The organism is Chryseobacterium sp. WG14, assembly GCF_024586945.1.
GTDB lineage: Bacteria > Bacteroidota > Bacteroidia > Flavobacteriales > Weeksellaceae > Chryseobacterium.
The window spans coordinates 445,875-461,903 of the sequence record NZ_JALCZD010000002.1; the positions used below are offsets into that span (position 1 = coordinate 445,875).

The 16,029-nt window shown below is 35.5% G+C and carries 18 protein-coding genes; 3 read left to right on the forward strand and 15 right to left on the reverse strand.

Annotated elements, in window-relative coordinates; translation table 11 throughout:
* Positions 1 to 3 precede the first annotated feature (3 nt).
* The 6 genes from MP478_RS05240 to queG form a co-directional block, all read right to left on the reverse strand.
* Positions 4 to 1,092, reverse strand: coding sequence for an efflux RND transporter periplasmic adaptor subunit (locus tag MP478_RS05240; RefSeq protein WP_257190407.1), 1,089 nt, complete (start codon positions 1,090 to 1,092; stop codon positions 4 to 6).
* Between the two features lie 59 nt (positions 1,093 to 1,151).
* Positions 1,152 to 1,412 (reverse strand): hypothetical protein, encoded by a 261-nt coding sequence (locus MP478_RS05245; protein WP_257190406.1) that lies wholly within the window; start codon positions 1,410 to 1,412, stop codon positions 1,152 to 1,154.
* Positions 1,413 to 2,031: 619 nt separating this feature from the next.
* Positions 2,032 to 2,484 carry an SRPBCC family protein gene (locus tag MP478_RS05250; RefSeq protein ID WP_257199830.1) on the reverse strand — a complete coding sequence of 151 codons (453 nt, stop codon included), beginning with the start codon at positions 2,482 to 2,484 and terminating at the stop codon, positions 2,032 to 2,034.
* A 10-nt stretch (positions 2,485 to 2,494) separates the two neighbouring features.
* Positions 2,495 to 3,067, reverse strand: coding sequence for a murein L,D-transpeptidase catalytic domain family protein (locus MP478_RS05255; RefSeq protein WP_257199831.1), 573 nt, complete (start codon positions 3,065 to 3,067; stop codon positions 2,495 to 2,497).
* A gap of 76 nt (positions 3,068 to 3,143) precedes the next feature.
* Positions 3,144 to 3,827, reverse strand: coding sequence for a TIGR02117 family protein (locus MP478_RS05260; RefSeq protein ID WP_257199832.1), 684 nt, complete (start codon positions 3,825 to 3,827; stop codon positions 3,144 to 3,146).
* Between the two features lie 349 nt (positions 3,828 to 4,176).
* Entirely contained in the window at positions 4,177 to 5,121 is a 945-nt protein-coding gene (queG, locus tag MP478_RS05265; protein ID WP_257199833.1) for a tRNA epoxyqueuosine(34) reductase QueG, read from the reverse strand.
* Positions 5,122 to 5,292: 171 nt separating this feature from the next.
* Here queG and MP478_RS05270 point away from each other — a divergent pair, with 171 nt between their 5' ends.
* Both MP478_RS05270 and MP478_RS05275 read left to right on the forward strand, forming a co-directional pair.
* Positions 5,293 to 5,592, forward strand: coding sequence for a rhodanese-like domain-containing protein (locus tag MP478_RS05270; protein ID WP_257190400.1), 300 nt, complete (start codon positions 5,293 to 5,295; stop codon positions 5,590 to 5,592).
* Between the two features lie 30 nt (positions 5,593 to 5,622).
* The gene (locus MP478_RS05275) at positions 5,623 to 6,240 is read left to right on the forward strand and encodes a hypothetical protein (protein WP_257199834.1); all 618 of its coding nucleotides are present in this window, start codon (positions 5,623 to 5,625) and stop codon (positions 6,238 to 6,240) included.
* Positions 6,241 to 6,248: 8 nt separating this feature from the next.
* On the opposite strand, the gene MP478_RS05280 is transcribed toward MP478_RS05275, so the two are convergent.
* From MP478_RS05280 to MP478_RS05320, 9 genes are all read right to left on the reverse strand, one after another.
* Positions 6,249 to 7,019, reverse strand: a complete 771-nt coding sequence (locus MP478_RS05280; protein WP_257199835.1) for an alpha/beta fold hydrolase — start codon at positions 7,017 to 7,019, stop codon at positions 6,249 to 6,251.
* Between the two features lie 2 nt (positions 7,020 to 7,021).
* Entirely contained in the window at positions 7,022 to 8,011 is a 990-nt protein-coding gene (locus MP478_RS05285; protein ID WP_257199836.1) for a nitronate monooxygenase family protein, read from the reverse strand.
* An 89-nt stretch (positions 8,012 to 8,100) separates the two neighbouring features.
* The gene (locus MP478_RS05290; protein WP_230037835.1) at positions 8,101 to 9,468 is read right to left on the reverse strand and encodes a peptidylprolyl isomerase; all 1,368 of its coding nucleotides are present in this window, start codon (positions 9,466 to 9,468) and stop codon (positions 8,101 to 8,103) included.
* Between the two features lie 87 nt (positions 9,469 to 9,555).
* Positions 9,556 to 10,479 carry a PfkB family carbohydrate kinase gene (locus MP478_RS05295; RefSeq protein WP_230037837.1) on the reverse strand — a complete coding sequence of 308 codons (924 nt, stop codon included), beginning with the start codon at positions 10,477 to 10,479 and terminating at the stop codon, positions 9,556 to 9,558.
* Positions 10,480 to 10,506: 27 nt separating this feature from the next.
* The gene (gldD, locus tag MP478_RS05300; protein ID WP_230037839.1) at positions 10,507 to 11,064 is read right to left on the reverse strand and encodes a gliding motility lipoprotein GldD; all 558 of its coding nucleotides are present in this window, start codon (positions 11,062 to 11,064) and stop codon (positions 10,507 to 10,509) included.
* A 44-nt stretch (positions 11,065 to 11,108) separates the two neighbouring features.
* The gene (mutY, locus tag MP478_RS05305) at positions 11,109 to 12,143 is read right to left on the reverse strand and encodes an A/G-specific adenine glycosylase (RefSeq protein ID WP_257190394.1); all 1,035 of its coding nucleotides are present in this window, start codon (positions 12,141 to 12,143) and stop codon (positions 11,109 to 11,111) included.
* Positions 12,144 to 12,223: 80 nt separating this feature from the next.
* Positions 12,224 to 12,682: a hypothetical protein gene (locus MP478_RS05310; RefSeq protein WP_230037843.1), complete on the reverse strand. Its 459-nt coding sequence runs from the start codon at positions 12,680 to 12,682 to the stop codon at positions 12,224 to 12,226.
* A 79-nt stretch (positions 12,683 to 12,761) separates the two neighbouring features.
* Complete coding sequence (locus MP478_RS05315) at positions 12,762 to 14,123, reverse strand: DUF5458 family protein (protein WP_257199837.1); 1,362 nt, start codon at positions 14,121 to 14,123, stop codon at positions 12,762 to 12,764.
* Between the two features lie 20 nt (positions 14,124 to 14,143).
* Positions 14,144 to 14,590 carry a type VI secretion system contractile sheath small subunit gene (locus MP478_RS05320; RefSeq protein ID WP_047487911.1) on the reverse strand — a complete coding sequence of 149 codons (447 nt, stop codon included), beginning with the start codon at positions 14,588 to 14,590 and terminating at the stop codon, positions 14,144 to 14,146.
* A 339-nt stretch (positions 14,591 to 14,929) separates the two neighbouring features.
* On the opposite strand from MP478_RS05320, the gene MP478_RS05325 reads away from it, so the two are divergent.
* Positions 14,930 to 15,976, forward strand: coding sequence for a hypothetical protein (locus MP478_RS05325; RefSeq protein ID WP_230037847.1), 1,047 nt, complete (start codon positions 14,930 to 14,932; stop codon positions 15,974 to 15,976).
* Positions 15,977 to 16,029 lie beyond the last annotated feature (53 nt).

Consider the following 16,029-nt stretch of genomic DNA (forward strand, 5'->3'; position numbering starts at 1 on the left):
AGGTTAATATTTCTTTTTAATTTTGATTATATCACCGTCTTTTAAAGACTGTGTACCCTCATAAATAATTAAATCACCCTTTTTAAGACCACTTTCTATCAAATAAGAATCTCTCAGGGTAGTTCCAATCTTAATATTGGTCATCTTTACTTTATTTTGTTTATCCACCACAAAAACATACATCTTATCCTGAATGGAGAATGTTGATTTTTGGGGAATCAGAATGGCATTTCCCTGATGTTCGGAAATAATCAGCTTTCCGGAAGTACCATGTTTGATCAGATGGTCAGGGTTAGGAAATAACACTTTATACCGGATAGAACCTGTCGTTCTGTCTATTTCTCCTTCAGCTGTTTTTAGAGCTCCGTTAAACTGGTAATTAACGCCATTAGGCAGTGTCAGTTCAATTTTCTGATGGCTTCCTATCTTATCATTGGCTAAAAGCTCAAAGTAAAGGTTCTCTGGGATTGAGAAGTAAGCATAGACTTCATTAAGCTGGGATAAAGTGGTCAATAAAGTTCCGTTTTCTACCAGACTTCCATCTTTAAGAGGAATAACATCAATTACTCCGTCAAAAGGTGCTGTAATTTTTGTAAAGCTTATTTTTTGCAGAACAGCTCTTTTTTCAGCGTCAGCAAAGGCATGCTTGGCTTTAGCAGAAGATAGTTTTGCTTTTACCATCTCCAATTCGTTGCTGGCCACAAATTTCTTGGCATAAAGACTCTGGATCTGTTTCAGCTCCACTTCGGCAATACGAACATCGGCTTCAGTCTGTTTTAAGGTTGCATTCGCCTTTAAAAGCTCCATCTGAAGTTCTGCATCATTGATTTTAAACAAAGCCTGTCCCTGATGCACAAACTGCCCTTCATTGACATAGATGTGCTGTATGATCCCTCCAATCCTGGAACGCATTTCTACATTCTTCTTAGCCTGGATATCGGTCACAAACTGATTGTTTACCAAAGTATCTTTTTCTTTGATTTCAAGAACAGGAACTTCTTTTTCGTTTTGGTTGTTTTTTTTCTTGTCTTTACTGCATGACACAGCGAATAATGTTGCAAAAGTGCAAATTATTACGTTTTTAAAATACATTTTAAAATGTTTTAGTTATAAAAATTTTCGATAAAATAGACTGAATTCAATAACGTAAACTAGTACAACTGAAGGAGATGAAGAAAAGACTTAACCCCGCAGATAATTGAAACTGCAATGTTAGGAAGTGTAATTTTCGGGCTTACTTTCAGGATCGCTGAAAAGTCCCCTGCTGCGCAGTCATTTTTAGGTGCTGAATGTTTTATAACTTTCGAGGCAGCAGCTAATGCATGGGTATTCATATCAGCATCCTCAAAAACATCCAGCAGATGGATATTACTTACATTTACATGAGGAATATTTTCCAATGAATTTTCCACCCAATTCGAATTGAAAAGGGCAAAAACCAGCATAATATAAAAAATGAAAAATGACTTCAAACCTGCCATGTCAAGGAAAATGCTTTGTTTTTTAGTAAAAACGATAGTGGTGCAAAAGTACGAATTTTAGATGGAGTTCAGGCTGTTTAAATGTTAAAAAAACTTAAACTATTAAGAAAAAATAGGAGTTTTAGCTGCAAAAATTTTAAAGTAAAAAGCGAGGACTAAATGATTCAGATCTAAGATTTTTTAACTGCTATGTTGGGATCCCTTCGGATGAAATACTGTTACTCTAATTGAATAAGATAACACCTGCAAAAATTGCCATTCCGTAGAAATCCAGATACTTAAAATTAGCTTTACAAAACACAAATAATAGCTATGCTTAGATCCCTGCGGGATGACAAAGGGTATGTATAAATCCCGGACATTTCTACTTGTCATCATTCCGAAGGAATCTTAATTACTGTTATAAAATCATAACAGTATTAAGATTTTGAAGTAACAACTCAATGTGAAGTACATTTAAATTTTTTGAAAATCTCCGATTTTTTGTGAATATTAGAATTGAAGACACAAAACCACTTTCGGATACCCAACCAAGATCATACGGATGTTTTTAAAACATCCTGCTCAGTACCCGAAAGCGGTAATCGAAAATATATTCCAACTTCTTTCTGACAAAAAGATTGTGAGCTATTTCGCCAAGAAATCCCATTGGGAGTTCATAATCTATAGTATCCTTCATTAAAACACCCTCATCATTCGGGATAAACTCATGATGGTGATTCCATAATTTATAAGGTCCTTTTTTCTGAAAATCAATGAAGCTTTTCTGAAAATCGACATGGGTAATCTCTGTCTGCCATTTCATTTTAACCCCAAATAATGGAGAAACATAGTAATCTATGAGCATTCCTTCATAAATTTCATCATTTTCCAGTTCTGAAAGGACAATAAATCCCATATCTTTTGGAGTGATTTCGGAAAGGTTATTGGCGGAGGAAAAGAATTTCCAGGCCGTTTCTATATCACAGCTTAATTGTTGTTCTCGGAAAAGTCTATGCTTCATCTTACTTCTTTTAATTATAAATCCACATCAGAACAGGTTTCTCAGAGTTCTGAATCATGGGATCAATTTTTCTCATGGCATTATTTGAAATAGTGGGACAGCCCCATCCTTCCGGTGATCCTTTGGGAAAGACTTCGTTATCACTCATCAGATTCCAGGAATGAAAAACAATAAACCTCTTCAATGCATTAGTATTGGTATCCTCGAGGCCGTGCATCAGATATTTTATATTAATTCCCCACTCACTGTATCCTCTTCCCTCTAATTTGTATTTTCCTAAAGATGAAAGATGGCTTCCGTCTTCATTACTGAATTCCGGATGGTCTTTGGAATCATCTTTACTCCAGGAATTTGTGCCACAACCATGCCCTACCAGATATTTCTCTGAAATAGTTTCGTTTTTAAAATCCCAGACAAAGAAACGTTTAATTCCTGAATGAATACTCATATCTATAAGGATACAAAAATCTGTACTGAGATTTCCTGAGGCACAAAACTGTAAAGCTTCCTCAGCTTTTATTTTTATTTTAGAAAGATCAGCCTCAGGCCTTTTTTCACTTGTTACCACAGCATTTTCTGCCATATAAGAGCTTACTTTCCTCTCTTTGACGCAGGAAGAAAGCAGAAATAATAAAAAGAAAGATAAAGCGCTTTCACGATTATTTATAATGCTGAAAAATTCCAAAATCAGAAGGAGTCCAGAGGGCAGCTTTTTGTCCTGCAACCTTTAAAGCATCATTAGTCCACGTATTGCAGGTATACAGGAAGCTGTATGTACCTTTGGCATCATAGAAAGCATCATTATCTCCATAAACAGCATTAGTGGGAATCAAGATAAAGTTTCCGTTCTGATCCCTGTCGAATTTATCTTCTACAAATCTCACCAACTTTTCATATTGACTTCTGCTGATCATGATCATTTTACAGTCGTCCCCTTCTTTCATTGTGGTATAATAAGTACAGTGCATTGCTGAATCGCTTAACCAGAATGCTGCTTTCACAGCGGTAGAAAACTTCAGGTCAGCCCAGGTAGGTGTATCCAGGTAAAACCCTTTATCGCCCCATCCTATTCCGATATAATTATAGTCTGTTTTCTTGGATTTCAGATTGGCAAAAGGAATTTTCAGACTCCAATCCTGAAGATCGTTTTTTACGGGCATTACAATATCTGTATGCACTCCGTTGGTATAAATATAAATTGGAATATCTTTCTTTTCACCATCATCTTTTGCTGAAACCGGGATGAATGGTATCAATAATCCTAAAAGAACATAGATGATCACGATTCCCAAAATTATTCCCAACACTTTTAAGAGATATAATAATACAATTTTCACAGTCATGTTTTAATAAAATTTAATCTGTAATTTTTGGTAAAAGTATTTGTTTTAATCGGAAAAATGACTATATTTAGTTACGAAATATTCACAAATATGCGTAAAAATACCAAGTCACAGAAAAGATTTAAAGTAAGAGTAAAAACAGCTCCAAAAAGAGTACAAAAAAAGCGTTGATTTTCGGTGAGATTTAATCTCCTGAGAGTCAATTTTTCTTTTTAGGAAAGGTTTTTAAGAAACTTATTCTACTACATCTTAACCTCCTTAAAGCATAAATTTTAAGGAATGGTCGACTATCAGCTTTAGTTTGGACTTCAAAAAATTCCAAATAAGGAATTGTCACCAAAAGTTTCGGCTAAAATGGTTCTGAAGACTTCTCCAAAAACTCAATATTTCTCTTTAACCCAGCAAATTTGGTTCTTTTCACCGGTGATTTTTTAAAGATCTCAGAGAAAATTTCCTGGGTCAGTTCTTTCCATTCCCCTTTTTTAAAATTTTTCAGGGCTTCATTAGGGGTAAATCTACTTTGTTTATTGGGTGCTGAGAACCGGTTCCATGGGCATACATCCTGGCAGATATCACAACCGAACATCCAGTTTTCCATTTTATCCTGAAAGTAATCCGGAATTTCATTTTTCAGCTCTATGGTAGCATAGGAAATACAGCGGCTTCCGTCAATGATCTTTTCGGAAACAATAGCATCTGTAGGACATGCATCAATACATTTCCGACAGGTTCCGCAATGATCAGTTGTTTCATGGTCGGAAATAAGCTCCAGGTCGCAGATAATTTCTGCAAGAAAATAGAAAGAGCCGTTTTGCCGGGTGATCAGATTAGCATTTTTACCTACCCAGCCTATTCCCGATTTCCTTGCCCAGCTTCTTTCCATAACCGGCGCTGAATCTACAAAGACCCTGAATCCGAATTCACCGATCTCTTCCTGCAATTCTGTCACCATCTCACGAAGAATTTCTTTGATGACTTCATGATAATCTTCTGCATAAGCATATTTTGAAATCTTATAATTCTCCAGTACCGAAATTTTTTCTTCAGGAAAATAATTGTACGAAAGTGAAATTACAGATTTAGAGCCTTCCACTAAAAGTCTCGGATCTAATCTCTTGTCAAAATGATTTTCCATATACTTCATCTCGCCATTGAAGTTATTCTTAAGCCATTTCTCAAGATGTACTGCATCTTCCTCCAAAAAATCGGCTTTAGAAATACCACAACTCTGAAACCCAAAACTTTTGGCCTTGGTTTTTATCAGTTGGGAATATTTTTCTGCTGCTGTATTCATATTATCACCTTGCAAAATTAAGATTATTTTATCAATCTTTCAGATTTTAGAAAGCTTCAGCTATAAACCCTGGTCTAGCTCTGTTCTGAAAAAATTATGTTTTAATTAAGATTTTTTTCAAAAAAAAATTACGTATTTTCGTTTATAATTTAATGTTTAAAACAAACAACTATGTCTTTAATAGAAGTAATACAATCTGGAAATTATGAATTAATAGACGTTCGCGAGCCTATGGAGCTTGAAATGGACGGAAATATAGAAGGTGCTAAAAATATTCCCCTGGGTGAAGTAGAAGATAGACAGGATGAGATTTTATCTATCGAAAAGCCGGTGATTATATTCTGCAGAAGTGGAAACAGAAGTGGAAAAGCACTAGAATATCTTAACACTCAAGGATTAAAGGATGGCTATAACGGCGGAGGCTGGGCAGAGCTTAAAGCTGCTCTTGAAGCAAATCAGGGAACTTTTTAAAAGTTCCTTTTTTTATACCTTTTATTGATCATGATTCTGCAAGACCGATTTCTAGAGCTTTGCCTTCTTTTTACCAATAATCAGGCTTTAATCCAAAGCCTATGGAAAGAAATTGAAAAAAAGCATTCTGAAAAAGGCAGATATTATCACAACCTTTCTCATCTTGAAAATATGTTTCAGGAACTTGAAAGGGTTAAAAGCAATATTTCTGACTTTAGTGCAGTTTCTTTTTCTGTCTTCTATCACGATTTTATTTATGAGGCAACCTCCAAATCCAATGAGGAAAAAAGCGCTGCTGCAGCTGGAAAAAGGCTTAAAGAAATTGGTTTACCTTATGATACAATTCTGACCATTTCAAAGCAGGTCCTGGCAACGAAATCCCACCAAAGATCTGAAGATGAAGACACCAATTATCTTTTGGATGCTGATCTTTCTATCCTTGGAAAAGATATTGAAGCCTATCTGGCATATACCAACATGATCCGAAAAGAATATTCTATCTATCCGGACTTCCTTTATAAGCCCGGGCGAAAGAAGGTTCTTCAACATTTCCTGGAGCTTGAAAGCATCTTTAAAACGGAGTATTTTAAAGACCGATACGAAATACAAGCCAAAAATAATATTGCTGCAGAAATTCAGCTATTGTAGTTTAACAATTAAAAAAGCTTACTGATAAATTCAACAGATTTTTCAAAAACCAGCTCAGGAGATTCTTTATGTGGAGTATGCCCAATACCGGGAATAATGTATTTTTCACTACTGCCGCTTACCTGAGAAACTGTTTTTTCTACCTGATTCAGTGTACCATATTCATCGGATTCTCCCTGGATAAATAATAGTGGACAAATTATATCTTTTAAAAGATATTCAATATTCCAGCTTCTGTAATCATCACGGGTCCAGGTTTCTGTCCATGCTTTAAAAAGCATTTCTACTTTATCGCCATGGTATTTCTTCAAACGTTCCGGAAGATTTGTTGTTTTATAGGCTTCCCAGGCATCATAGACCCCTTTTAAGGTTACCTCTTCTACAAAAATATGTCCTGCTTCACAAATTACCGCTTCTACTCTTTCGCGATATTTTGCAGCAGTAATTAAAGCAATTGTTCCACCATCACTATGTCCGAACAGGATCACTTTGTCAATATTGAGCTGCGTCAACAGAGCATTAAGCAGGTCTGCTTCCTGTTCCATATAATTAACCGCTCTTTCGTGACTAAGCATCGGAAATGACTTACCATAACCCAGACGGTCATACACCAGGACATTAGATTGAGTAGCTTCAGATAATTTAGCGGGTAAATCTCGCCAAAGCTCTACTGATCCCAATGAGTCATGTAAAAAAACAATGGTTGGTCTTTTTTTGTTTGAATTATGGTATTCGGTATATAATTTTTGTCCTTTTACATCAATTATCCTTCTTTCCATTCTTAAAAGACCGGCATTTTTGTTTCTTCAAACTCTTTTAAAAGATGGTTGAAAACAGTTTCTACCGGCAGTATATCATCTATTAATGCAGAAACCTGCCCTATTTCTAATTCTCCATCTTCCATATCTCCTTCAAACATTCCTTTTTTTGCCCTGGCTCTTCCTAATGAAGCAATTAAAGCTTCTTTATCTCTTCCGTTTTGGTAAATAGTTTCCAGTTCACCGAAGAATTTATTTTTAACCATTCTTACGGGGGCCAGTTCTTTTAAAGTAAGATGTGTATCTCCTTCCTGCAACTCAGTAATTTTCTTTTTCCAGTTTTCATGCGCGCTGGCTTCAGTAGTAGCAGCAAAACGGGATCCTATCTGTACTCCGTCTGCTCCCAAAATCATTGCCGCTTTCATTTGTGATCCTAAAGCGATTCCTCCGGCAGCAATTAATGGCTTAGAGATATGCTTCTTCACATTAGGAATCAGGCAGAACGTTGTCGTTTCATCTCTTCCGTTATGTCCTCCAGCTTCAAAACCTTCCGCAACAACAGCGTCTACTCCAGCCTCTTCACATTTTACGGCAAATTTGGTAGAAGAAACTACATGAGCGACCTTTAATCCTTCTTTCTGAAGTGTTTCCGTATACGTTTTTGGATTTCCTGCCGATGTAAAAACAATTTTCACCCCTTCTTCAAGGATAATCTGAATGATCTCTTCAATATTAGGATATAGCATAGGAACATTCACTCCGAAAGGCTTGTCGGTTGCCTCTTTACATTTCCTGATATTTTCTCTTAAAATATCAGGATACATACTTCCTGCCCCTATTAATCCCAATCCTCCACAATTGGAAACGGCAGAAGCCAGTCTCCATCCCGAATGCCAGATCATGCCAGCCTGAATAATTGGATATTTTATATTAAAAAGCTCTGTAATTCTATTTTGGTTAGCCTGCATTTCATGAATTTTTTTTGCAGAATTGAAATCTATAAAATTGCTCATGCGTAAAAATACAAAAACAAAGGTTTACAAAAAATACCTCTCCATTTTTTAGCATAAAAAAACCTTCAGAAATTCTGAAGGTCTTTGTTTTATTTTTTAACTGTTCCTTTTTTCCAGTTGGATTTAAAATTACAGTTATCGTAACGTCCGTTGATGGAGATAAAGATGTTTGGTAATTTCGAACTAACAAACTTCTCAACCATTTCATTCTTCTTCTTATTCAGCGCCATTTGTTTTATCCTGCTAAAGTCTGTTTCCAGTGTAATCTGGTGTGCAGGTATAGCATCTTCCAATTTAATGATCTTAACCGCTTTTCTTTTATTTTCTTCATCTTCAAAAGCAGTAGTAATATCACCTTTGTTTAATCCTGCCAACTCATAGCTGATTGTTCCCGGGATACTTTCTCTTTCAATTTTATCAGAACCGTCTCCTCCCGGAATGATTCCAGCATTAAATTTGGTTCTTTTATCATCGGAAAATTTAAATGCAGCATCTTTAAACGTCATCTTACCTTCTATAATAAGACCTCTGATACTGTCTAGTTTTGCTTTTGCCGTTTTTAATTCTTCATCTGTAGGAGTAGCTTTTAAAAGAATATGTCTTGCATCATATACTTTTCCGGATTTTTTTATCAACTGAATAATGTGGTATCCAAATTCGGACTCAATAGGATCTGAGATTTCATTTTCCTGAAGGTTTAATGCTGTAGCTTCAAACTGCTTTACCATCTGACCTTTATTGATATTCTTGTATAATCCTCCGTTGGAAGCAGATCCTTCATCTTCAGAATAAATTCTGGCCTGGCTTTCAAAAGTTTCTCCACCTAAGATATCCTGCTTAACTTTTTTCAGTCTGTTGATCAGATCTTGTTTGTGAGCTTCCGTCAACGCCGGATAAATCATAATCTGAGCTAAAGTTACTTCATCTTTTATCTGTGGCAGCTGCATCTTGTACAGGTTATAAAAATCGGTAACCTCATTAGGTGTTACATCGGCTTTTTCGGTAACTCTCTGGTATTTTGCCTGCCCATAATACTGGTCTGTATCAATTTTTTCGATAGCATTCTTCATCTCATAAGCATTTCTGAACTTATAAGCAGCAAGCATCGTTTTTTCATCTGGAAATTGAGAAAGCAACTGACGGTATTTTCCATTAGCCTGCTCCTTGATCGCTGCAGAACGGTTTTCAATCAATGTATCTTTTTTTGCCTCGTATACAAGAAGCTTATTGCTGATAAGGTTTTCCAGGAACTCACATTTATCTGTATTAGAAGCTCCCTGCTGCTTTCCATAATTCATTTGCTCAGCTACATCAGATTCCAAAACAATCTCATCACCGATAACAGCAGCAATACCATCCACTAAATCTCCTTGTTTTAGCTGGGCATTCATCATATTTGAAGAGAATATCATTATGAAAATCCCAAGGAGAAAAGTGATTTTTAGTCTATTTGTCATTTTACTATTTTAAACAAGTTGCAAATTTAGAATTCTTAACGAATTTCACTCAATTTTTTATTATAAATATTTCTTAAAAAGACTTATTTACTGCAGTTCAACATCAAATGTCGTTAATTCTTTAAATTGTCTCAATCTCTCGAACATATCAGCTTCTCCAACTTCCTGAATTCTTTCTGTTCCGAATTTTTCTACGGTAAATGAAGCCATTGCAGAGCCTACAATTAAAGCAGACTTCATTGTTTCGAAATCAAGCTTCCCTTTTTTAGCAAGATAAGCTGCAAAACCTCCTGCAAAAGTATCTCCTGCCCCTGTTGGGTCGAAAACATCCTCTAACGGAAGTGCAGGAATAGCAAATACTTTATTATCGTGGAAAAGTAAAGCTCCGTGCTCTCCTTTTTTGATGATTACATATTCAGGACCCATTGTATGAATTTTCTTAGCTGCTTTTACTAAAGAATATTCTCCTGAAAGCTGTCTTGCTTCTTCATCATTGATCGTGATTACATCTGTTTTAGCAATCATATCCATTAGAATATCCCAAGCACTGTCCATCCAGAAATTCATGGTATCCAGGATAACAAGTTTAGGGCGCTTATTCATTTTTTCAAGTACTGACAACTGAACTCCAGGGTGTAGGTTTCCAAGTAATAAAATTTCTGAATCCTGCATAGAATCCGGAATTTTAGGATCAAAATTTTCCAACACATTCACTTCTGTAGCTAAAGTGTCTCTGGTATTTAAATCATTATGATATTTTCCTGACCAGAAGAAAGTTTTCCCTTCTTTTACAATTTCAATTCCTTCAATGTTTATGTCTCTGTCTGTAAACATATCAAGGTGTTCTTGTGGAAAATCTCCTCCTACCACAGAAACGATACCCGATTTAACGCCTAAAATAGATGAAGTGATTCCAATATAAGTGGCTGCACCGCCTAAAATTTTGTCCGTTTTACCAAATGGTGTTTCGATTGCATCAAATGCAACACTTCCTACAACTAAAAGTTTCATATATTTTTCAATGTATATTAAAAGTAATTATTTTTTCCATTCAAAAGAGTCCAGCAAGTGCTTCATATCGTTTTTGATATAGTTCACTGCAGGAGCCAGAGAGTCCGGTTTCGGTCTCGTATTAAAGTATAAGTAAGCAGTTACAAAATGTTTTGTACTGTCTGTAATGTAAAATTGAAGATTGGAGGCACTTTGCCCTTTCAGTTCATAAAAGTTTCCATAGACCTTTTTTTCAGGATACTCAAAAGACTTCGTGTCTATAGAACTGGCTTTAATGGTGTGTTCATAAACCATTTTTTCGGCTTCCTTGATATGTTCAGCAAAGTCATTCTGTATCGGATAATACGTAACAAAAACTTTGGCTTTCATTTTTGGATAATTAAGATAGTACCAGCAAGGTTTCTTTCCTGCCGTAATGGAAGCAAAATCAGAATATTCAAAAGTATAAGCACAATTGTTTTCAAACTTTTGATATTTCGGAGTTGGATATTCCAGACGCAATTCTCCATAAGGCTTCGGAGCAGTGTCTTTTCCACATGAAAGTAAAAGAAGTGATACAAAAATAAAAATGACTTTTTTAATCATTTTGCAAAAGTACAAATTAGATTTCAGATTTCGGAAGACAAATTTCAGTCTTTCAGAGAGTTTTGAATGTAATTTTCCAAAGGTTTGGGAAAGGATTTTTCATGAGAGCCCTGAATATCTGTAATGAGGTATTGATTTTCAGCTATAAAAGTATTCCATATCTTCTCTGAAGGCACTTCCACATTATATATTTCAATACTTAAATTCTTGTGAGTCAGCTTATGGGTAATGGTTTTCGAATGGGTAATAAAAGTTTCCATTTCCACAGGAATAGCTGTTGGAAACTCAAATAATTTTTTCCAGATAAAGTCATCTTTTCTCTGGCGGATCAGAAAATGCCCATTTCTTTGAACGAAATAATAGGTTAAAGCAAGATCTTCAGTCTTTACTTTCTTTGTTTTCACAGGATAATTGGCTGTTTTTTGCAAAGAAAATGCAAGACAATCTTTATTAATTGGACATTCTCCGCAAAGAGGATTTTTCGGTTTGCAGATCTCTGAACCCAGATCCATCATCGCTTGATTGAAATCGCCTACATTGTCAGGCATCACCAAAGCAGCCAATTCCGAAAAATAGATAAAAGCTCTGGAGTTTGAAATGTCAAAATCATCAGCAAAAAGACGGCTTAGCACTCTATAAAAGTTTCCGTCTACAGCAGGCATCTTTCCTCCGAAACAGATACTTGACACCGCAGCTGCAGTATATTTACCAATTCCTTTTAATGTTAAAATATTTTGATACTGAGTTGGAAATACCCCCTGATAATCATCCATTATCTGCCTGGCCGCTTTATGAATATTAATAGCTCTGGAGTAATAGCCTAATCCTTTCCAGTATAATAAGACCTCATCTTCATCAGCTTCTGCCAATGTTTTTACATCGGGAAATCTTTTGATAAAATTATTGTAGTGATTTAATCCCTGATTGATCCTTGTCTGCTGAAATACAATTTCACATATCCAGATCTTATAAGGGTCTTTTGTCTGTCTGAAAGGCAGATCCCTTGCATTATTTTTATACCACTCCAAAAGCCTGTTTCCTATATGAAGAAAATCTGAGCCTGTTCTACTATTTTCCAAAAATCTTAACTATTTATATCGCGGAAGAGATAAAAGCTCTCCTGATGAACATTATTTGAAGCTGCAAAGATAGGTTTATTTTATTTTTTCTTCACAGAATATACCGGAGCTGCTTTCAGCCACTGATATTTAAGATTTCTGTCTTTTGCAATAAACCGGTATCCCTGAAGGCTTTTCAGATAAACGTACATAGAATCATTATTCTTCAGCTTGAGCCTCTGTGGTGATAGGAACTGAAACGGATATTTCATGACAGAATCTCTTACGGTTTTCAATACTGTTCCGGATCTTACCTTATAGATAAAGAATGGTTTTCCACGGTCTTTTGAACTGTCTGCCAGCTTTACTTCCGAGCTTGCAATTACCAGCTCACTACCATCAAAGCATTCGTCTTCGTTCATGATATAAGCTTTACCTTCCTGATGCTCATCTGCAAATAAATCATTCTCGTAATTGCCCGGGCTCTGGTATTTTTTTTCACAGCTTACCAAAACTGCCATTAATAATACAGGCAGTACCAGGTTCAATTTTTTATTCATCTTACTATTTATTGGTGTTGGTAGAAAAAAACCGATGAAAAAAATTGCATCGGTTCTTTATTATTTAAAAATAAGTTTTTTATTCCTGAGTATATTCTGCATCCCATTCGTTACCATCATCTCCTTTGTGTCCGTCTAATTTAATAACGAAACTTTTTGTTGGGAAATAAGGGGTCATACGGATATCAAGCCATACTCTGTCTTTGTTCACTCTGTCTTGCTCGAAACGAACAATCTTGAATTTTTCAATTAATTTATCCGGTCCTTTGATATTGTCTAAGAATGTTACGATCTGTCTTCTCAAGTCATCTTCATTCTTAGCATTCCAGTTTTCGAAAGCTCTTCTGTTCAGGAAGTCAAGTAATACTTTAGTCACATAGTCGAATACACGAACTACGGAATAGGTCTGAAGACCGATGTTATCTCCTGTAAACAATGTTTTTGCAGAGAATGCCATGATTTTTCCATATTCATTTACCATCGGTACAAGACCCATTTTTTCCAGCTGAGAAATTTCACTTTTCTTCAATTCGAATTTTACAGCGTCTACTTCGTTGATATTACCGTGTTTTTTACCGGCAGCTACCTGAGACATTAAAGTCTTGTGGATTTTTCCTGCCAATGAAGTGGAAGGTGGAAGTTCTACGTTTTCCTCTTCACCTACTTCTTCAGCTTTTCCACGTCCTACCAGCCAGTTACAAGTCATAATCACATTACTTCTGTGAAGTTCTCCTCCTGTAAGGTTTGCAGAGTGGAATAAATCTACTACATCATCCGGTTTATCAAGGTTTGCAAAGTCTGTAACCATCATTACTTTATTCTCGTTACAGATTTTCGCCCATTTTTCAATGACTTTATTAGATCCTAAATACCCTGGTATTGCAAGGATTGAATAGTTATCTCTAAGGTCTAAACGGTCATAATAATTTTTGAATTCTTCAGAAATTGCATCAATAAATAAAGGATTATCTAAATCTGAAACCTGATCGATACTGGCATTGACAATGCTTACATTATCCACTTTATCCAATTCTGTATTTTTATAGAATTGTGCTACTGTTCTATAGTTGGTTTCCAACAGACGAACAGCATCAAGTGTATTTTTTAAGTTGGTTTTTAAATTCTGATCGGCCTGCTGTGCTTTACTTTTGCACGTTTCAGCCATTTTATCAGCAGATTCATTTCCTTCCAACAGGCTCACCCAAAGGTTGATTTTCTGAAGAAGTTCTTTTCTTTCATCTGCTTTATTGCTATCGGTAAGGAAAATTTCTTTTCTTGCCTTTCTTGTAGGGTTCATATTGGCGACTCCGTCTACAACGGATTCAACAAAGCCAAAACCTCCCATTTTATTGAGCTCTGCAAGTGGGTTGCCTTTCGGCTGCCCTGAGTGTTGCTGCTGCCCTTGCTGCTGGCTTTCCTGCGCCTGTAATTTGCTATCCATGATTTAATGTAAGTCTTTAATTATTTTTCAAGTTCCTGTGCTACGTCTTTCAGTACTTCGATGAACGCAGCCCTTGTCTGATCGTTCTCCAGCATATTTCGTAGAATTTTATTTGTTTTCAGCTGACGTACAATCTTGTTGTACTGCTCCTGCTCCATGCTCAGCTGCTGCAGATAATCTGATTTCTGAGTAAGGCTTTTGGGTGTAAAGTCGCCAAGATTTTGAAAACGGAATTCTTCTTCTACTACGCTTCCATCTTCTGTTTCATGCTGTACAGCTACAGAAGGCTGAAAATGTCTGAAAACATCTTCTACGGTTTTTAATCCTGTTACAATTTCAGGGGTATAAGATTCTTCTGTTGTAAGCTGGCTTACTATCAGTGATTTATTTTCCTGTATTTCCTGAATAGCTTCATTAGCGTCTACTTTTACCTCGTTTCCGCCAACACCATAATTAAACATTGCCATATTATTATTATTTTGAGATTTACTATTTTGGTTTGGATCTGTGTTTGAGTAATTTACGGACGTATCAAATAAATTACCAATCCAATGTTTAAATTTAAAAAAAAACTGTAACATACAAAATTTTGTCAAGATTTTTCTTGATTTATTTAAATTTAGCTATAATTACTTAACATACAATCACCATCTTACGATATCACTAAGCTATGAAAAATAAATAAAAATAAACCATAGAAAGATAAAATAAAATTTGATGTACTTTGATCAAACATTTGTTAAAATCAGAATTCCTCCCACGTGAGGAAAAAATATTCTTTATATTTAAATAAAGTAAACAGAATAATGAAAGATGTAAAGATTGCTTTTAGAAAACCAATATATCCTGTTTCAGAGGCATTAGAGCAGTATTTGGAAAAACATAACAGGACAACCAAGATCCAGTTTTTATATGAAGATCTACTAAGATTCAGTGACAGTGTGAATATTCTGGATAAGGATGGCAAAGATACTTTATGGCTTGGTGTATTATATTCTGAATATGAGTTCAGAGAAATAGAGGCTAATTTAAATAAGATTTATACCCTCCTTCATTCTGATGGAGATGAGGCTACTTTACCCTATCTGAAAGTGGATACGATCGATTTTTGCACTTTCGGAAACTCTAAACCTTTCCGAATTCGGGTGAGAAATATCCTGAACGACAATTATACCAATTTTTATATTAAACAAGCCGATGCTTCACGCATATACGGGCTGGAAATTGAAGACCTTCTTTCTCCCAACCGGATTAACTTTCTGATTTATAAAAACACTTTAATAGAAGAGCATATCCTAGGAATTCCCGGGGATGTTTTTATTCAGAAGCATTTACACAATTGTACAGAACCGGAAAAGGCGCAAATCTCCAAAGAATTTGTAAAATTCAATGAACGCTGCCTTATTGGACTTCTTGGTGACATGCGCTCTTATAATTACGTTATCATTCCTATACATGATTTTGATCAGGTTATCTACAGAATTCGTCCCATCGATTTTGACCAGCAAAGTTATGAAGGGAATTTAAAAGTTTATCTTCCTCAGTATTTCAAAGAAAATAACGTGATGGTTAATATGGTATTGGAAAAATTGAAGCCTAATTCTATAGAACAGTACCGTAAAGAAGTACGTTCACAAATTGTAAAAAGAGTGACCAGCAGCAAAAACAGATTCGATGAACTCATTTCTATTATGAAAAAAGAAAATATTGCGCCGGAAGCCAATGTTACAGAGCTAAAAACAGCTTTGCAAAAACTCACGTACGACATCAATTTCAAGTATTGTAAAACGATGGGAGATATTATAGAAACAGGGATAAAGTTTGTTCTCAGGAATTATAAGAAAGCGTATTAAAAGAGAATCCGTCTCACATTGAATTGAGACGGATTCTTTTTTTTCTAACAATT

Bases quoted from the DNA above. Each gene is read 5' to 3' on its own strand.
- MP478_RS05315 (WP_257199837.1), bottom strand. From the start codon at position 14,123: ATGGATAGCAAATTACAGGCGCAGGAAAGCCAGCAGCAAGGGCAGCAG.
- MP478_RS05325 (WP_230037847.1), top strand. From the start codon at position 14,930: ATGAAAGATGTAAAGATTGCTTTTAGAAAACCAATATATCCTGTTTCA.
- MP478_RS05255 (WP_257199831.1), bottom strand. From the start codon at position 3,067: ATGGCAGAAAATGCTGTGGTAACAAGTGAAAAAAGGCCTGAGGCTGAT.
- MP478_RS05295 (WP_230037837.1), bottom strand. From the start codon at position 10,479: ATGAAACTTTTAGTTGTAGGAAGTGTTGCATTTGATGCAATCGAAACA.
- gldD (WP_230037839.1), bottom strand. From the start codon at position 11,064: ATGATTAAAAAAGTCATTTTTATTTTTGTATCACTTCTTTTACTTTCA.
- MP478_RS05280 (WP_257199835.1), bottom strand. From the start codon at position 7,019: ATGGAAAGAAGGATAATTGATGTAAAAGGACAAAAATTATATACCGAA.
- MP478_RS05285 (WP_257199836.1), bottom strand. From the start codon at position 8,011: ATGAGCAATTTTATAGATTTCAATTCTGCAAAAAAAATTCATGAAATG.
- queG (WP_257199833.1), bottom strand. From the start codon at position 5,121: ATGAATACAGCAGCAGAAAAATATTCCCAACTGATAAAAACCAAGGCC.
- MP478_RS05320 (WP_047487911.1), bottom strand. From the start codon at position 14,590: ATGGCAATGTTTAATTATGGTGTTGGCGGAAACGAGGTAAAAGTAGAC.
- MP478_RS05290 (WP_230037835.1), bottom strand. From the start codon at position 9,468: ATGACAAATAGACTAAAAATCACTTTTCTCCTTGGGATTTTCATAATG.
- MP478_RS05275 (WP_257199834.1), top strand. From the start codon at position 5,623: ATGATTCTGCAAGACCGATTTCTAGAGCTTTGCCTTCTTTTTACCAAT.
- MP478_RS05250 (WP_257199830.1), bottom strand. From the start codon at position 2,484: ATGAAGCATAGACTTTTCCGAGAACAACAATTAAGCTGTGATATAGAA.
- MP478_RS05260 (WP_257199832.1), bottom strand. From the start codon at position 3,827: ATGACTGTGAAAATTGTATTATTATATCTCTTAAAAGTGTTGGGAATA.
- MP478_RS05240 (WP_257190407.1), bottom strand. From the start codon at position 1,092: ATGTATTTTAAAAACGTAATAATTTGCACTTTTGCAACATTATTCGCT.
- MP478_RS05270 (WP_257190400.1), top strand. From the start codon at position 5,293: ATGTCTTTAATAGAAGTAATACAATCTGGAAATTATGAATTAATAGAC.
- MP478_RS05310 (WP_230037843.1), bottom strand. From the start codon at position 12,682: ATGAATAAAAAATTGAACCTGGTACTGCCTGTATTATTAATGGCAGTT.